Here is a 16,179-nt window from a genome sequence, read left to right on the forward strand (position 1 = left end):
TCTAACGGAAGCCACGACCGTCGCTGTTGTGCACTGCGCCGCTTTTGCGTGGCGGCGCGGTGCGGCGGTCAGCCGGCGGCGGCCAGCGCCTGGCCGGTGCGGCTGGCGGTGGCGCGGCCGAGCAGGCCGGCCAGCCAGCGGCCGGTCTCGGCCAGTGCCGGCAGGTCCACGCCGCTGTCCAGGCCCAGGCCCTGCAGCAGGTAGACCACGTCCTCGCTGGCGACATTGCCGCTGGCGCCCTTGGCATACGGGCAACCACCGGCGCCGGACACGGCGCTGTCGACCACGCGCACGCCTTCTTCCAGGCAGGTGGCGATGTTGGCGACGGCCTGGCCATAGGTGTCGTGGAAGTGCACGGCCAGCGCCGCCATCGGAATCTCGGCGGCGACCGCCTGCAGCATCGCCCGTGCCTTGCGCGGGGTGCCGACGCCGATGGTGTCACCCAGCGAGATTTCGTAGCAGCCCATCTGGTGCAGGGCACGGGCCACGCGCACCACGTCGGCCAGCGGTACTTCGCCCTGGTAGGGGCAGCCGAGCACGGTGGACACATAGCCGCGCACACGCACGCCATCGGCGGCGGCCCGGCGCAGGATCGGCTCGAAACGGGCCAGCGACTCGTCGATGCCGGCATTGGTATTGGTGCGGTTGAACGCTTCGGAGGCGGCGGTGAACACCGCCACTTCCTCCACGCCGACCGCGCGGGCACGGTCGTAACCCTGTTCGTTCGGCACCAGCACCGGATAGCTGACGCCGGGCCTGCGCTGGATGCCGGAATAAACCTCGGCGGCATCGGCCAGCTGCGGGATCCACTTCGGGCTGACGAAGCTGGTCGCCTCGATGCTGCGCAGGCCGGTGGCCGACAGGCGGTTGATCAGTTCGATCTTGTCGGCGGTGGACACCGACTGCTTTTCATTCTGCAGGCCGTCACGCGGACCGACTTCGACGATGCGGACGTAGTCGCTCATGCCTCTACCTCGGAGCCGGGGCGGTGGCAGACCGCTTCGATGTTGTTGCCGTCCGGGTCGAGCACGAAGGCGCCGTAGTAATCCGGGTGGTACCACGGGCGCAGGCCGGGGGCGCCATTGTCGCGGCCGCCGGCGGCGAGGGCGGCGGCATGGAAGGCATCTACCTGCGCGCGGCTGGCGCAGGCGAAGGCCACGTGCACGCCGTGGCTGGCGGTGCCGCCATTGCCGAGCCAGAAGAACGGCTTGCCGTCGCTACCGAAACCGATGTGGTCGTGGGCGCCGCTCTGTTCGGCGGTCACTTCCATCACCACGCTGATCTGCAGCGGCGCCAGCGCCTGCAGGAAAAAGGCCTTGCTGCGCGCCAGGTTGGCGCTGGTCAAACCAAGATGATCGAGCATGTTCAGGCTTCCGTGACCCAGTGGGGGGCGCGCTTGTCGAGGAACGCGCCCAGGCCTTCCTGGCCCTCGGCGGAGACCCGCAGGCGCGCGATCAGCGCGGCATTATCCCGATCCAGCGCGTCGCGATCATGGCTGTCGCGGACCTGCCGGACCAGTTGCTTGGCGGTGGACGAGGCGATCGGGCCGGCCTTGTCGAGCAGGGCCAGCTGGCGTTCCAGTGCCTCGTCCAGGCGCTCGGGCTCGACCAGCTGGTGGACCAGGCCGATGCGCAGCGCGGTATCGGCGTCGAAGTGCTCGCCGGTGGCGAACCAGCGCCGGGCCTGGCGCGGGCCGATGGCCTCGATCACGTAGGGCGAAATCACCGCCGGCAGCAGGCCGAGGCGGCTTTCGGTCAGGCCGAAGCGGGCCGAGGTGCTGGCGATGGCGATGTCGCAGCAGGCGACCAGGCCGACACCACCGCCGAAGGCGGCGCCGTGGACCCGGGCCAGGGTCGGCTTGGGCAGCTCGTCCAGGGTGCGCATCAGCCTTGCCAGGGCCAGCGAGTCCTCGCGGTTGTCCGCCTCGCTGGCGGCGGCCATGCCACGCATCCACTGCATGTCGGCGCCGGCCGAGAAGGAGGCGCCGTGGCCGGCCACCACCACCGCGCGGACCGCATCATCGCGGCCGGCGGCTTCCAGCGCGGCAGTCAGCCGGGCGATCAGGCTGGCGTCAAAGGCGTTGTGCAGCTCCGGCCGGTTCAGCCAGAGGGTGAGGACGGCGCCACGGCGCTCGATCTGCAAAGCATCGTTCATGGGATTCCAAGGTCACTCCATACCTGTATGGATCATAGCGGGCCATTGGTCATGGGCCATGACGCGACGCGGGAATGTTAGAATCGAGAACCATTTACATCCAGCAGAGATTACGCTAGATGACGCTGTCCGAACTGCCGCTGCACACCTCGGCCGTGGTCGAATCCGTGCAGGACCTGCATGCCAACGATGCCATTGCCCGTCGCCTGCGCGAGCTGGGTTTCGTCAAGGGCGAGGAAGTGCGCCTGGTGGCCAAGGGTCCGGTAGGCGGGGAGCCGCTGCTGGTGCAGGTCGGGTTCACCCGGTTCGCGCTGCGCATAAGTGAAGCCAAGCGCGTCGTGGTTGACGCCGCCAGCCAGGAACGACGTGCATGACCGCTACTGCCTCCACCGCCCCCCTGCGCGTCGCGCTGGTCGGTAACCCGAACAGTGGCAAGACCGCCCTGTTCAACCAGCTGACCGGCAGCCGGCAGAAGGTCGCCAACTACACCGGCGTCACCGTCGAACGCAAGGAAGGCCGCCTGCGCGCGCCGTCCGGCCGTGAATTCGCCGTGCTCGACCTGCCGGGCGCCTACAGCCTGCAACCGGCCAGCCTGGACGAGGCGATTACCCGCGACCTGTGCCGCGGCTTCTACCCGGGCGAAGCCGCGCCGGACGTGCTGCTGTGCGTGATCGATGCCACCAACCTGCGCCTGCACCTGCGCTTCGCGCTGGAGCTGCGCGAGCTGGGCAAGCCGATGGTGGTGGCGCTGAACATGGTCGATGCCGCCCAGCGCCGCGGCATCCAGGTCGATGTGGCTGCGCTGGAGCGCGAGCTGGGCGTGCCGGTGGTGGAAACCGTGGCGGTGCGCAAGCAGGGTGCCAAGGCGCTGGTCGAGCGCCTGGATGCGATGGTGCCGCACCTGGATGCACCAGTGCCGGGCCCGGAAGGCGGCATCGACTACCACGCCAAGGTGCGCCAGATCCTGTCGGTGGCCGTGCGCATGCCGGCACGTACCGCCAAGATCGACGACGCGCTGGACCGCTGGCTGCTGCACCCGGTGTTCGGCCTGGTCAGCCTGGCGGTGGTGATGTTCCTGATCTTCCAGGCGGTCTACGCCTGGGCAACGCCGCTGATGGATGCCATCGAGGCCGGCTTCGCCTGGCTCGGCGCCTTCGTCGGCAGCGTGCTGCCGGAAGGGCCGCTGGCGAGCCTGCTGACCGACGGCATCATCGCCGGCGTCGGTGGCGTGGTGGTGTTCCTGCCGCAGATCCTGATCCTGTTCTTCTTCATCCTGGTGCTGGAAGAGTCCGGCTACCTGCCGCGTGCGGCCTTCCTGCTCGACCGCATGATGGCGGCAGCCGGCCTGTCCGGCCGCTCGTTCATCCCGCTGCTGTCCAGCTTCGCCTGTGCGGTGCCGGGCATCATGTCCACCCGCAGCATCCAGGACCCGCGCGACCGCCTGGCCACGATCCTGGTCGCGCCGCTGATGACCTGCTCGGCGCGCCTGCCGGTGTATGCGCTGCTGATCGGTGCGTTCATCCCGCAGAAGACCGTGTGGGGCGTGTTCAACCAGCAGGGCCTGGTGCTGTTCGGCCTGTATGCGGCCGGCATCCTCAGTGCGCTGGCGATGTCGTGGATCATGAAGAAGTGGCGCCGCGACAAGAGCGAGCATCCGCTGATGCTGGAACTGCCGTCGTACCGCCTGCCGCATGTGCGCGACCTGGCGGTGGGCCTGTACGAGCGCGGCATGATCTTCCTCAAGCGCGTCGGCGGCATCATCCTGGCGCTGACCATCCTGCTGTGGGTGCTGCTGTCGTTCCCGGCGGCGCCGGTGGGCGCCACGATGCCGGCCATCGACTACAGCTACGCCGGCCAGATCGGCCACGCGATGGCGGTGTTCTTCGCGCCGCTGGGCTTCAACTGGCAGATCTGCATCGCGCTGATCCCGGGCCTAGCCGCGCGCGAAGTGGCCGTGTCCTCGCTGGCCACTGTGTACGCGCTGTCGGCGGCCGATGACGATGCCGCCAGCCAGGCGCTGACCCCGCTGATCAGCGACGGCTGGTCGCTGGCCACCGCATTGTCGCTGCTGGTCTGGTACATCTACGCCCCGATGTGCATCTCGACGCTGGCCACCATCAAGCGCGAAACCAATTCGTGGAAGACGATGGCCTTTTCGGCGTTCTACCTGTTCGCCGCGGCCTACGTGGCGGCGCTGATCACCTACCAGGTGACCCGGGCGCTGGGAGGCGGCTGATGGACAGCGGATTGCTGCTGCAATACCTGATCATCGCGGTGGCCGTGCTGGTCAGCGCCTGGGTGGTGTTGAAGAAGCAGTTCCCGGGCACCGTGCGCAGGGTGCGCGGTGCACTGGCGCTGGCCCTGCTGAGGCCGGGCCGTGCTGCCTGGCTGCAGACGCTGGGCCGGAAAATCGCGCCGCCGGCGACGGGCGGCGGTGGCGCATGTGGCGGTTGCGACAGCTGCGGGCCGACCAAGAAGTAGCGCCGGGCTTGCTCGACGGCGGCCGCACGGTGGGTGCGAGCATTCGCCGCGGTGGGTGCGAACTTCACCCGGTGGGTGCGAACCTTGGTTCGCACGCTTCCCGGGTTCAGACCTCCCTGCGGATGAGCGCGCGGAAGTTTCCGTCCCGATTCAATCGCCGCACCGACTCGCGGTTTCCGTGGGCTTCCGCGAAGCCCGCCACATCGGCAAGGGCACCGAGCAGCAGGCCTTTCAGCGCATCACGATTGCCTGCCTCAAGCAGATCATCCAGATCCTGCTGGATGAAGGCCCGGCGCAGGCCGGGCGTCTCTTCGATCCGCCAGTCGACATGCGGCGTGGGAATGCTGGAGCGGTACCTGAACGCAGTTTCCAGGTCGGAAGGCGCAAGCGGATACTCAAGCAGCTCTGGAAAGTAGAGCCCGGCATTCACATAGAAGCCCCGGTGTTCGCTGGCGCGTTGGTGATTCACGACAAGCAGGGCGCCCTCCAGCAGCCGGTAGCGGGTGGTGGTGGTCCCGGCAAAGCCTGTCTTCCTTGCGCATCTGCTGAAGACCGTCGCGGATTTCATGGGGCCCGCCTGGGCTGGAGGAAGGGCCCACAGCCTTGTCGCGCCGTGCGCGGGGGTCAATTGGCAAACGCGACACGCGCAACGAGCGCCCCAGGTGGGTGCGAACCTTGGTTCGCACGCCTTGCCCATGGCCTGAATCTACCTGGCGCGGGATCCAAGCTCTGCTGCCAGCGCCAGCCACGTGCTGCGTTGCGCCGGCGTGCTGCTGCGCACCGCACCGAGGCGGCTGATCTTCACTGGGCGGAAGCCGCAGAACGCCAGGATGGTGGCGCGGATCTGCGCAATGCCCGGGTCGCGGTAGATCCAGCGGTAGTACCACGGCGGCGTGTCCAGGGTGGTGATCACCCGCGCGCTGCGGCCGGCCAGCAGCCGGTCCCACCACACCGAATCGCGCCGGTAGCGGAAGGCGTACCCCGGCAGCAGCACGCGGTCGAAGAGGCCCTTCAGCAGGGCCGGCATCGCGCCCCACCAGGTGGGATAGACCAGCACCAGGTGATCGCAGGCTTGGATCGCATCGGCGACGTCCTGCAGGTCGGCTTCCAGCGGCTGGACCTGGCGGTAGCCGTGGCGCAGTACCGGGTCGAATTCGAGTTCACCCAAGGCGATCAGACGCACCCGGTGGCTTCAGCAGCGGTGGCGTAGCGCTGGGCGAGGGCGCCGCACAGGCTGTCACGGTCGGGATGGCCGAGCAGGATCAGGATGGAACGGGACACGACAACCTCGGGCAATGGAAAGTGCGCGAGGTTGGGCTATGCCCCAGGGGCAGAGTCAAACGCCGGGTCAGGCGCCGACAGGGCAGCCGCTGGGTTGCAGGACGCAGTCGCCACTGCCGGAGTGCAGCCACTGCCGTAGTTCGTCGCTGACCTGCTGCAGGTCAAGCTCGACCTGCTCCAGCCGTGCGCGCTCACACGCAATGCGGCTGCGCTGCTGCTCCAGCAGGGCCAGCACGGCCGGCCAGTCGAGCCGCCCATCGCCACCCTGCAGCCGGGAGACCGCCGCCAGGGTGATGCCCAGTGCCAGCGCCTGGCGGATCAGCTGCACCCAGGCCACGTCCTGCTCGCTGTAGTCGCGGTAGCGGTTCACGCGCGGCACCGGTGGCAGCAGGCCGCGCGCCTCGTACAGGCGGATGGCCTTGGCGCTGGCGCCGGTCAGGCGACTGACCTCGGAGATGCGCATCGGCTCAGTCCCGCACCAGCCCGCCATCGACCACCAGGTTCTGGCCGGTCACCGCGCGTGACCAGGGGCTGGCGAAGAATAGCGCCGCATCGGCGAACTCGGCCGGGGTGGTGACGCTGCGCAGCGGGGTGTTGGCGGCGATGTAGTCGAACACCGCCTCGGGCGTGGCAGCGCTGGCATCGGTGGTGCGCAGCAGGCCGCCGGACAGCATGTTGACGGTGATGCCATGCGGGCCGAGGTCGCCGGCCAGGGTGCGGGTCAGTGACAGCAGCGCGGCCTTGGCCGCGGTGTAGTCGTGGTAGGGCACGACCGGGTTCTGGAACAGGTTGGTGCCGATGTTGATGACGCGGCCGAAACGGCGCGCCTGCATGCCGGGCAGGGCGGCCTGCACGGTGTTGAGCGCGCCACGCACGCTGCCCTCGAACTGGGCCTGGAAGGCCGGCCAGCCGATATCGGCAGCGCTGTCGCGCGCATCGCCATTGAACGAGAAGCTCGCCAGCGCGTTGTTGACCACGGTGGTGACGCCCTGGCCGAAGTGCGCCAGCGCCTGCTGCAGCATGGCGTCGACCTGGGCGCGATCGGTGACGTCGGCCGGCAGCGCGATCGCCTGTCCGCCCAGTTCGGCAGCCAGGGCCCGTGCGGTGGCCTCGCTGCGGTGGTAGTTCACGATGACGCGCGCACCCTGCGCGGCGAAGGCGCGGGCAATGTGCGTGCCAAGGCCGCGGCCGGCGCCGGTGACCAGCACCAGTTGTTCGCTGATCTGCATGGTGGAACTGCCATCCATTGCGTGAAAGGGCATGCAGCGTAGCAGCGATGGCGCTTGCCGGAGCGGGTGCGCTGCCGCTAGCCTGCGGGCATGAACCAGACTCCCCTGCGATTGCTCATTCACGGCGCCTCCGGGCGCATGGGCCAGGCTCTGCTGCGGCTGGCCGCCGAACACCCCGAAACCCTGCAGATCGTGGCGGCGGTGACCGGCCGCGCGCCGGCCCAGCGCGTGGTCGACGGCGTGCCGTTCTTCGCCGCCAGCGAGCTGCCCGGCGCGCCGGTGTTCGATGTGGCAATCGACTTCAGCCTGCCGGAGGGTTTCGACCCGATGCTGGCGCTGTGCGTGGAGCGGGGCGCGGGCCTGGTGTCGGGTACCACCGGCATCTCCAGTACGCAGCGCCAGGCGCTGGAGGCCGCGGCAGCGAAGATCCCGCTGGTCTGGGCCTCGAATTTCAGCCTGGGCGTGGCGGTGCTGGACGAGCTGGTCGAGCGCGCCGCACAGGCGCTGGCCGGCTGGGACTGCGACATCGTCGAATCGCACCACACCCAGAAGAAGGACGCGCCGTCGGGCACCGCGCTGACCCTGGGTGCGGCAGCGCAGCGGGGTGGGGCGCAGCCGCACTACGCCAGCCTGCGTGCCGGCGATATCGTCGGCGAGCATCTGGTGCAGTTCACCGGCCCCGGTGAGCGCATCGAGCTGGTCCACCGGGCCACCAATCGCGACATTTTTGCCCGCGGCGCGCTGTTCGCCGCCCGCCAGCTGCACGGCCGGGCGGCCGGCAGCTACCGAGTGCGGGACCTGCTGGACGGCCCCCGGTAACGGTCCAGGTCGATGGTAGATGCCAACCTTGGTTGGCGCTTCCCGGAAAGCCTGCCAACCAAGGTTGGCATCTACCGGGGTCATGGCGGCCCCGCATACGCCGCCGGATTGAAATGAATGCGCAATCGCCTGTTCATGAACAGCGATAACCGCTGGCGCGAGCGCCCCGGCAGCGCTACAATTCGCACTCGCCGAATCACGAAAGCCGGACCGGTCCCAGACCGTACGTCCGCGCTTTTTTGCAACCGGATTTCCGTGAAGCGCAGGCGTGACTTCGGCAGCCCCCTCGGTAGCCAAAGTGAGATTTCCGTGACCCAAGCCGCAATCCTCGTCCTCGAAGACGGCACCGTATTCGAGGGCGAATCCGTAGGCGCGCCCGGCCTGTCCGTCGGTGAGGTGGTGTTCAACACCGCCATGACCGGTTACCAGGAAGTGTTGACCGACCCGTCCTACGCCCGGCAGATGGTCACGCTGACCTATCCGCATATCGGCAACACCGGCATGACCGACCAGGACAATGAAGCGTCCAAGGTGTGGTCGGCCGGCCTGATCGTGCGCGACGTGCCGCGCCGCCCCAGCAACTGGCGCAGCCAGGTGTCGCTGCAGGACTGGCTGATCCAGCGTGGCGTGGTCGCCATCGCCGGCATCGACACCCGCAAGCTGACCCGCATCCTGCGCGAGAAGGGCGCGCAGAACGGTGCGCTGATGGCCGGCGACATCGACGTGGAAAAGGCACTGGAAGCCGCCCGCAAGTTCCCGGGCCTGAAGGGCATGGATCTGGCCAAGGTCGTCACTACCGAGAAGACCTACACCTGGACCGAGGGCCAGCTGGACCTGGACGCCAATGCCTTTGTCAGCGTGCCGGCCAAGTTCAAGGTCGTGGCCTACGACTTCGGCGTGAAGACCAACATCCTGCGCATGCTGGCCGAGCGCGGCTGCGAAGTGACCGTGGTGCCGGCGCAGACCCCGGCCGCCGAAGTGCTGGCGCTGAAGCCGGACGGCGTGTTCCTGTCCAATGGCCCGGGTGACCCGGAACCGTGCGACTACGCCATCGAAGCGATCAGGACCTTCATCGACGTGAAGATCCCGACCTTCGGCATCTGCCTGGGCCACCAGCTGCTGGGCCTGGCCTCGGGCGCCAAGACCATGAAGATGGGCCACGGCCACCACGGTGCCAACCACCCGGTGCAGGATCTGGACAACGGCCGGGTGATGATCACCTCGCAGAACCACGGCTTCGCGGTTGATGAATCGACCCTGCCGGCGACCCTGCGCGTGACCCACCGTTCGCTGTTCGACGGCACCAACCAGGGCATCGCCCGCACCGACGTGCCGGCGTTCTCGTTCCAGGGCCACCCGGAAGCGTCGCCCGGCCCGACCGATGTCGGCCCGCTGTTCGACCGTTTCGTGGCCCTGATGGAACAGAGCAAGGCGTGATCAGTACGTCGCCGGCTTGCCGGTGGCGTCGCGATGGACCGTAAGCCCCCGCATCGCTGCTGCCGCTGGCGCGGCGCTGCGGATCAAGATTCCTGATCGACAGCGTGCGATCACCCCCCTTGTCACGCTGTACTGACTTAGAGAAGAAAATGCCCAAGCGCACTGACCTCAAGACCATCCTCATCATCGGTGCTGGCCCGATCGTCATCGGCCAGGCCTGCGAGTTCGACTACTCCGGCGCCCAGGCCTGCAAGGCCCTGCGCGACGAGGGTTACCGCGTGGTGCTGGTCAACAGCAACCCGGCCACGATCATGACCGACCCGGAGATGGCCGATGCCGTCTACATCGAGCCGATCAACTGGCAGACGGTCGAGAAGATCATCGCCAAGGAAAAGCCTGACGCGCTGCTGCCGACCATGGGTGGCCAGACCGCGCTGAACTGCGCGCTGGACCTGGCCGACCACAGCGTGCTGGAGAAGTACAACGTCGAACTGATCGGCGCCAAGCGCGAAGCGATCCGCATGGCCGAAGACCGCGAGCTGTTCCGCGTGGCCATGGGTGAGATCGGCCTGGAATGCCCGACCGCTGCCGTCGCCCACACCCTGGACGAAGCGCTGGAGATCCAGACCCGCGTCGGTTACCCGACCATCATCCGCCCCAGCTTCACCCTGGGCGGCAGCGGCGGCGGCATCGCCTACAACCGCGAAGAGCTGGTCGAGATCGTCAGCCGTGGCCTGGAGCTGTCGCCGACCACCGAAGTGCTGGTCGAAGAGTCGGTGCTGGGCTGGAAGGAATTCGAGATGGAAGTGGTCCGCGATACCGCGGACAACTGCATCATCGTCTGCTCGATCGAGAACCTGGACCCGATGGGCGTGCACACCGGTGACTCGATCACCGTGGCCCCGGCGCAGACCCTGACCGACAAGGAATACCAGCGCCTGCGCGATGCCTCCATCGCCGTGCTGCGCAAGATCGGCGTCGATACCGGTGGTTCGAACGTGCAGTTCGGCATCAACCCGAAGACCGGCCGCGTGGTCGTCATCGAGATGAACCCGCGCGTGTCGCGTTCCTCGGCGCTGGCCTCCAAGGCCACCGGCTTCCCGATCGCCAAGGTCGCGGCCAAGCTGGCCGTGGGCTACACCCTGGACGAACTGAAGAACGAGATCACCGGCGGCCTGACCCCGGCCTCGTTCGAGCCGTCGATCGACTACGTGGTCACCAAGATTCCGCGTTTCGCCTTCGAGAAGTTCCCGGCTGCCGATGCCCGCCTGACCACCCAGATGAAGTCGGTGGGCGAGGTGATGGCGATGGGCCGCACCTTCCAGGAGTCGGTGCAGAAGGCCCTGCGTGGCCTGGAAACCGGCAAGGTCGGCTTCGACCCGACCGGCCTGGACCTGGCCAACGAAGAAGACCTGCAGACCCTGCGCCGCGAGCTGAAGGCGCCGGGCCCGGAGCGCCTGTTCTTCGTCGCCGATGCATTCCGCGCCGGCATGAGCGTGGAAGAGATCTACGCGCTGTCGTTCATCGACCACTGGTTCCTGGACCAGATCGAGGAAATCATCGCGGCCGAAGCTGAAGTGACTGCCGGTGGCATCGATGCGCTCGACGCGGCGCGCCTGCGCAAGCTCAAGCGCGCCGGTTTCTCCGACGCCCGCCTGGCCCAGCTGACCGGTACCAACGAAGCGGCCATCCGCGCGCTGCGCCGTGCGCACAAGGTGCGCCCGGTCTACAAGCGCGTGGACTCCTGTGCCGGTGAGTTCTCCACCGGTACCGCCTACCTGTACTCGACCTACGAGGACGAGTGCGAGGCCGCGCCGACCAACCGCGACAAGATCATGATCCTGGGCGGTGGCCCGAACCGCATCGGCCAGGGCATCGAGTTCGACTACTGCTGCGTGCACGCGGCACTGGCGCTGCGCGAGGATGGTTATGAAACCATCATGGTCAACTGCAACCCGGAAACCGTGTCGACCGACTACGACACCTCCGACCGCCTGTACTTCGAACCGCTGACCCTGGAAGACGTGCTGGAAATCGTCGAGCTGGAACAGCCCAAGGGCGTGATCGTGCAGTACGGCGGCCAGACCCCGCTGAAGCTGGCACGTGCGCTGGAAGCCAACGGCGTGCCGGTGATCGGCACCAGCCCGGACTCCATCGACCTGGCCGAAGACCGCGAGCGCTTCCAGCAGCTGGTCGACAAGCTGGGCCTGAAGCAGCCGCCGAACCGCATCGCCCGCAACGACCAGGAAGCGCTGCTGCTGGCCCGCGAGATCGGCTACCCGCTGGTGGTGCGCCCGAGCTACGTGCTGGGTGGCCGCGCGATGGAAATCGTCTACGGCGAATCCGACCTGGCCCGCTACGTGCGTGACGCGGTGAAGGTGTCCAACGATTCGCCGGTGCTGCTGGACCGCTTCCTCGACAACGCCGTCGAGTGCGACGTGGACATCATCGCCGACAAGGAGGGCAACGTCCTGATCGGTGGCGTGATGGAGCACATCGAAGAAGCCGGCGTGCACTCGGGTGACTCGTCCTGCTCGCTGCCGCCGTACTCGCTGTCGGCCAAGACCCAGGCCGAACTGCGCCGCCAGGTGGTGGAGCTGGCCAAGGCCCTGAACGTGGTCGGCCTGATGAACACCCAGTTCGCGATCCAGACCAGCGAAGAGGGCGATGACACCATCTACCTGCTGGAAGTGAACCCGCGTGCCTCGCGCACCGTGCCGTTCGTGTCCAAGGCCACCGGCATGCCGCTGGCCAAGATCGCCGCGCGCTGCATGGCTGGCACGACCCTGGCCGAGCAGGGCGCGACCAAGGAAATCGTGCCGGACTACTACTCGGTGAAGGAAGCGATCTTCCCGTTCGCCAAGTTCCAGGGCGTCGACCCGATCCTCGGGCCGGAAATGCGCTCCACCGGTGAGGTGATGGGCGTGGGCCGCACCTTCAACGCCGCCTTCGCGCGTGCGCAGGAAGCCGGTGGCATCAAGGCGCCGCCGGTCGGCAAGGCCTTCGTTTCGGTCCGCGATCCCGACAAGAAGCGCGTGCTGCCGGTGGCCAAGGCCCTGCTGGCGCGTGGCTACAGCCTGGTGGCCACCCGTGGCACCGCCGCATGGCTGCAGCAGCACGGCATGGACTGCGAGATCATCAACAAGGTGGTCGAAGGTCGCCCGCACATCGTCGATTCGATCAAGAACGGCGAGATCGTGTACATCGTCAACACGACCGAAGGTCGTTCGGCGATCAATGACTCGTTCTCGATCCGTCGCGAGGCGCTGCAGCACCGCGTCACCTACTCGACCACCATTGCCGGCGCCAAGGCGCTGGTGGATTCACTGGAATTCCGCGGCACCGGCCCCGTCTGGTCGCTGCAGGAGCTGCACAAGGAGTTGAATGCATGAGAGCCCCCATCACCATGAAGGGCGCGCAGAAGCTGCGCGACGAACTGGATCACCTGAAGTCGGTCAAGCGCCCGAAGGTGATCGCCGCGATCGCCGAAGCGCGTGAACACGGCGACCTGAAGGAGAACGCCGAGTACCACGCCGCGCGCGAGGAACAGGGCTTCATCGAAGGCCGCATCAAGCAGCTGGAAGGCGAGCTGTCGCACGCCGAGATCATCGACGTGAGCAAGCTCAATGCCGGCTCCAAGGTGGTGTTCGGTGCCAGCGTGACCCTGGCCGACGTGGAAACCGACGAAGAGAAGAAGTACCAGATCGTCGGCGACCTGGAAGCGGACATCAAGCTGGGCCTGATCGCCATTTCCTCGCCGGTGGCGCGCGCGATGATCGGCAAGCTGGAAGGCGATTCGATCGTGATCGACGCCCCGGCCGGCCAGCGCGAGTACGAGATCGTCAGCGTCAGCTACGTGGACTGACGAGGTGGCAACGGCGACCCTGCTGTTGCCGGCGCGCAGCCGCCTTGCGGCGGCTGCATTGCCGGATGACGTGGCGCGCGCCCTGGGTCGCGCCACCGCTTTGCAGTTGGATGCCGGTGAACGCGCTCAGCTGCAACGGCATTTCAGCGTGGCTGCGCCGCAGTGGCCGGTGGCTGCGTTGACCCGCCAGCGTGACGTGGGAGATGCCGCCGGCGCCCGCTGGCTGCGCGCCGATCCGGCCTGCATGGTGCCGGACATGCACGGCGCGCGGATGATGGCCTACGGCGAAACACTGCGGCCGACCCTGGCTGATTGCCTGGCCCTGCTGCCGGTGCTGCAGCCGTTGTTCGCCGATGCCGGGTTCGTGCTCGACGCACCGGATCCTTCGCGCTGGTACCTGCGGCTTCCGATCGACCTGGCGCTGCCCGAGTTCGACAACCCGGACGAAGTGCTGGGCGATGACCTGTTCTCGCACCTGCCGGAAGGCGAGGGCGGCCGCCGCTGGCGGGCCTTGATGACCGAGGCGCAGGTGCTGCTGCACAACCATTCCTGGAACCAGCAGCGCGTGGCCCAGGGGCAACAGCCGATCAATTCGCTGTGGTTCTGGGGCGGTGGCGTGATGCCGGTGTCGGTCAGCACGGCGCATGCGCAGGTGCGCAGCCGCGATGCCCTGCTGCAGGGCCTGGCGCTGGCGGCTGGCGTGGCGGTGGATGGCGAGCAGGCGGTGGATGCGTTGGTCGACCTGCGCCAACTGCGTTCATCGCAGCAGTTGGGCAATGATGCGATCCGGCCGCTGCTGGCCGCGCTGAAGCGAGGCGAGCTGCAGCGACTGGTGCTGGACTTCGAGGATGGCCTGCAGTTCCAGTTGGACCGCGGCCAGCGCTGGCAGTTCTGGAAGAAGCCGCGGCAGCTGCACGACTGATCGGGGTCGGATCCGTTTTTCGTCGGAAAGCGGCTCTGACCCCCGATGGTTACCGGGGTTGCCGGCCAGCGGCCGGCACTACCGCAGCTGCCGGGCGCAATCCCGCCAGCCTCTCCCACGCGCGGTATCATCCCTCTGTCTTTCGTAACCGGCGATGCCGATGTCCCTTGCCGCCGATGCTGTGCAGCCATCCACTGATACGGTGACGATCCGCCGTCGCGATGCGGTCGCACCCGGCAACTGGCCGGACGGCACACTGCCGCTGCTGGCGCGGCTCTACGCCAGTCGCGATGCCGGTACCCCGGAGCTGGCGCTGCCGAAGCTGGGCAATCTTCATGCGCCCGAACTGCTGACCGGCATCGATGCAGCGGTGGGCCTGCTGGTCGAGGCCATCGCCAATGACAAGCGCATCCTGGTGGTCGGCGATTTCGATTGTGATGGCGCTACCGCCTGCGCGGTGGGCGTGCGCGGCCTGCGCATGCTCGGCGCGCAGCATGTCTTCCACGCGGTGCCGAACCGCATGGTGCACGGCTATGGCCTGTCGCCGTCGCTGGTGGACGAACTGGCCGCGCTGCAGCCGGACCTGCTGGTTACGGTCGACCACGGCATTGCCTGCCATGCGGGCGTGACTGCGGCCAAGGCGCGTGGCTGGCAGGTGCTGGTCACCGACCATCACCTGCCGGGCCCGCAGCTGCCGCCGGCTGATGTCATCGTCGATCCGAACCTGGATGGCGATGCCTTCCCCAGTAAATCGCTGGCCGGTGTCGGCGTGATTTTCTACGTGCTGATGGCGTTGCGCCGGCAGATGCGCGAGGCCGGTGTCTTCGCCGATGGCAAGGGGCCGGACCTGACCACGCTGCTGGACCTGGTGGCGGTGGGCACCGTCGCCGACCTGGTGGCGCTGGACCCTAACAATCGTGCGTTGGTCAGCGCGGGCCTGCGCCGGCTGCGTGCTGGGCAGGGCTGTGTCGGCCTGCGCGCCCTGATCGAAGCCAGTGGCCGCGATGCCGCACGACTGACCGCCACCGATATCGGCTTCGCACTTGGGCCGCGCCTGAACGCTGCCGGCCGGCTGGAAGACATGGCGCTGGGCATCGCGCTGCTGCTGACCGAGGACCCACGGCAGGCACGCGACATTGCGCAGACACTTGAGCAGATCAATTCGGAACGGCGCGCGGTGCAGCAGTCGATGACCGACGACGCCGAGCAGGCGCTGACCCGCGTGGTGCTGGACACGGCCGGCCAGCGGCCGGTGGCGGCCTGCCTGTTCGATGCCGACTGGCACCCGGGCGTGGTGGGCCTGGTCGCGTCGAAGATGAAGGACCGCCTGCATCGCCCGGTGATCGCCTTCGCCCCGGCTGAGCCGGGGGCCGACACGCTGCGTGGCTCGGCGCGCTCGATTCCCGGCCTGCACATCCGTGACGCGCTGGCGCTGGTCGACGCACGCCATCCGGGCCTGATCGAACGTTTCGGTGGGCATGCAATGGCCGCCGGCCTCAGCCTGCGCCTGGATCACGTTGACGACTTCAAGGCCGCCTTCATCGCCGTGGTGCTGGAAATGCTCGACCCGGCGGCGCTGCAGCAGCAGGTATTGAGCGACGGCGAACTGGCGGCGGACGAGTTGGACCATCGCCATGCCGATGCGCTTCGCCTGGCCGGGCCGTGGGGTCAGGGCTTCCCGGAACCGCTGTTCGACGGCCATTTCGAAGTGGCCAACTGGCGCGTGCTGAAGGAGCGCCACCTGAAGCTGGAACTGCGCCTGCCCGGCGTACCCGGCACGATCAACGCGATCCACTTCGGCGGCTGGCACGGCAATGCGCCGGGTCGCCATGTGCATCTGGCCTATCGCCTGGCCTGCGATGACTATCGCGGTGGCAGCGCGATCCAGCTGATCGTCGAGCACTGCCTGCCCTGCTGAAAAAAGGGGACGGAGGGGATTAAGTCGCTTGTGCCTTGTTTGCCAATTGCGACTTAATCCCCTCCGTCCCCTT

Annotated in this window: 15 protein-coding genes and 1 pseudogene; 9 read left to right on the plus strand and 7 right to left on the minus strand. The window is 67.8% G+C overall.

Translation table 11 applies throughout. The features are described 5' to 3' along the window. Positions 1–68 precede the first annotated feature (68 nt). Genes VN11_RS09950 through VN11_RS09960 form a run of 3 tightly spaced genes read right to left on the minus strand, consistent with a single transcriptional unit; the run spans position 69 to position 2,154 of the window. Positions 69–965, minus strand: coding sequence for a hydroxymethylglutaryl-CoA lyase (locus tag VN11_RS09950; protein ID WP_053449629.1), 897 nt, complete (start codon positions 963–965; stop codon positions 69–71). Then, positions 962–1,363, minus strand: coding sequence for a VOC family protein (locus VN11_RS09955; protein ID WP_053449630.1), 402 nt, complete (start codon positions 1,361–1,363; stop codon positions 962–964). The genes VN11_RS09950 and VN11_RS09955 overlap by 4 nt, the downstream gene beginning before the upstream one ends. A gap of 2 nt (positions 1,364–1,365) precedes the next feature. Continuing rightward, positions 1,366–2,154, minus strand: coding sequence for an enoyl-CoA hydratase/isomerase family protein (locus tag VN11_RS09960; protein ID WP_049457462.1), 789 nt, complete (start codon positions 2,152–2,154; stop codon positions 1,366–1,368). 119 nt (positions 2,155–2,273) lie between these two features. Here VN11_RS09960 and VN11_RS09965 point away from each other — a divergent pair, with 119 nt between their 5' ends. Genes VN11_RS09965 through VN11_RS09975 form a run of 3 tightly spaced genes read left to right on the plus strand, consistent with a single transcriptional unit; the run spans position 2,274 to position 4,635 of the window. Then, entirely contained in the window at positions 2,274–2,528 is a 255-nt protein-coding gene (locus VN11_RS09965; protein WP_005409473.1) for a FeoA family protein, read from the plus strand. Then, positions 2,525–4,390 (plus strand): ferrous iron transporter B, encoded by a 1,866-nt coding sequence (gene feoB / locus VN11_RS09970; protein ID WP_008265453.1) that lies wholly within the window; start codon positions 2,525–2,527, stop codon positions 4,388–4,390. Before VN11_RS09965 ends, feoB begins: the two co-directional genes overlap by 4 nt. Continuing rightward, the gene (locus VN11_RS09975; RefSeq protein ID WP_053449631.1) at positions 4,390–4,635 is read left to right on the plus strand and encodes a DUF6587 family protein; all 246 of its coding nucleotides are present in this window, start codon (positions 4,390–4,392) and stop codon (positions 4,633–4,635) included. The genes feoB and VN11_RS09975 overlap by 1 nt, the downstream gene beginning before the upstream one ends. A gap of 106 nt (positions 4,636–4,741) precedes the next feature. Here VN11_RS09975 and VN11_RS09980 read toward each other — a convergent pair whose 3' ends face one another. The 4 genes and pseudogenes from VN11_RS09980 to VN11_RS09995 form a co-directional block, all read right to left on the minus strand. Then, entirely contained in the window at positions 4,742–5,203 is a 462-nt protein-coding gene (locus VN11_RS09980; protein ID WP_053449632.1) for a DUF4304 domain-containing protein, read from the minus strand. A 138-nt stretch (positions 5,204–5,341) separates the two neighbouring features. After that, positions 5,342–5,916, minus strand: a pseudogene (locus VN11_RS09985) (NAD(P)H-dependent oxidoreductase). A 67-nt stretch (positions 5,917–5,983) separates the two neighbouring features. Beyond that, positions 5,984–6,379 carry a MerR family transcriptional regulator gene (locus tag VN11_RS09990; protein WP_053449633.1) on the minus strand — a complete coding sequence of 132 codons (396 nt, stop codon included), beginning with the start codon at positions 6,377–6,379 and terminating at the stop codon, positions 5,984–5,986. Between the two features lie 4 nt (positions 6,380–6,383). Continuing rightward, positions 6,384–7,178, minus strand: a complete 795-nt coding sequence (locus tag VN11_RS09995) for a 3-oxoacyl-ACP reductase (RefSeq protein WP_425507581.1) — start codon at positions 7,176–7,178, stop codon at positions 6,384–6,386. Positions 7,179–7,235: 57 nt separating this feature from the next. Between VN11_RS09995 and dapB the strand changes: the two genes are divergently transcribed. From dapB to recJ, 6 genes are all read left to right on the plus strand, one after another. Further along, the gene (dapB, locus tag VN11_RS10000) at positions 7,236–7,964 is read left to right on the plus strand and encodes a 4-hydroxy-tetrahydrodipicolinate reductase (RefSeq protein WP_080374905.1); all 729 of its coding nucleotides are present in this window, start codon (positions 7,236–7,238) and stop codon (positions 7,962–7,964) included. A 309-nt stretch (positions 7,965–8,273) separates the two neighbouring features. After that, complete coding sequence (carA, locus tag VN11_RS10005) at positions 8,274–9,401, plus strand: glutamine-hydrolyzing carbamoyl-phosphate synthase small subunit (RefSeq protein WP_053449635.1); 1,128 nt, start codon at positions 8,274–8,276, stop codon at positions 9,399–9,401. Positions 9,402–9,550: 149 nt separating this feature from the next. After that, a complete protein-coding gene (gene carB / locus VN11_RS10010; RefSeq protein WP_053449636.1) occupies positions 9,551–12,793 on the plus strand; it encodes a carbamoyl-phosphate synthase large subunit in 3,243 nt (1,080 codons plus the stop codon). Between the two features lie 8 nt (positions 12,794–12,801). Then, a complete protein-coding gene (greA, locus tag VN11_RS10015) occupies positions 12,802–13,266 on the plus strand; it encodes a transcription elongation factor GreA (RefSeq protein ID WP_026347191.1) in 465 nt (154 codons plus the stop codon). A 4-nt stretch (positions 13,267–13,270) separates the two neighbouring features. Then, positions 13,271–14,188 (plus strand): phosphoglycerate mutase, encoded by a 918-nt coding sequence (locus VN11_RS10020; RefSeq protein ID WP_053449637.1) that lies wholly within the window; start codon positions 13,271–13,273, stop codon positions 14,186–14,188. A 160-nt stretch (positions 14,189–14,348) separates the two neighbouring features. Further along, the gene (gene recJ / locus VN11_RS10025; protein WP_053449638.1) at positions 14,349–16,106 is read left to right on the plus strand and encodes a single-stranded-DNA-specific exonuclease RecJ; all 1,758 of its coding nucleotides are present in this window, start codon (positions 14,349–14,351) and stop codon (positions 16,104–16,106) included. The last annotated feature ends 73 nt before the right edge of the window (positions 16,107–16,179 follow it).

This window comes from Stenotrophomonas maltophilia, from assembly GCF_001274595.1.
Lineage (GTDB): Bacteria > Pseudomonadota > Gammaproteobacteria > Xanthomonadales > Xanthomonadaceae > Stenotrophomonas > Stenotrophomonas forensis.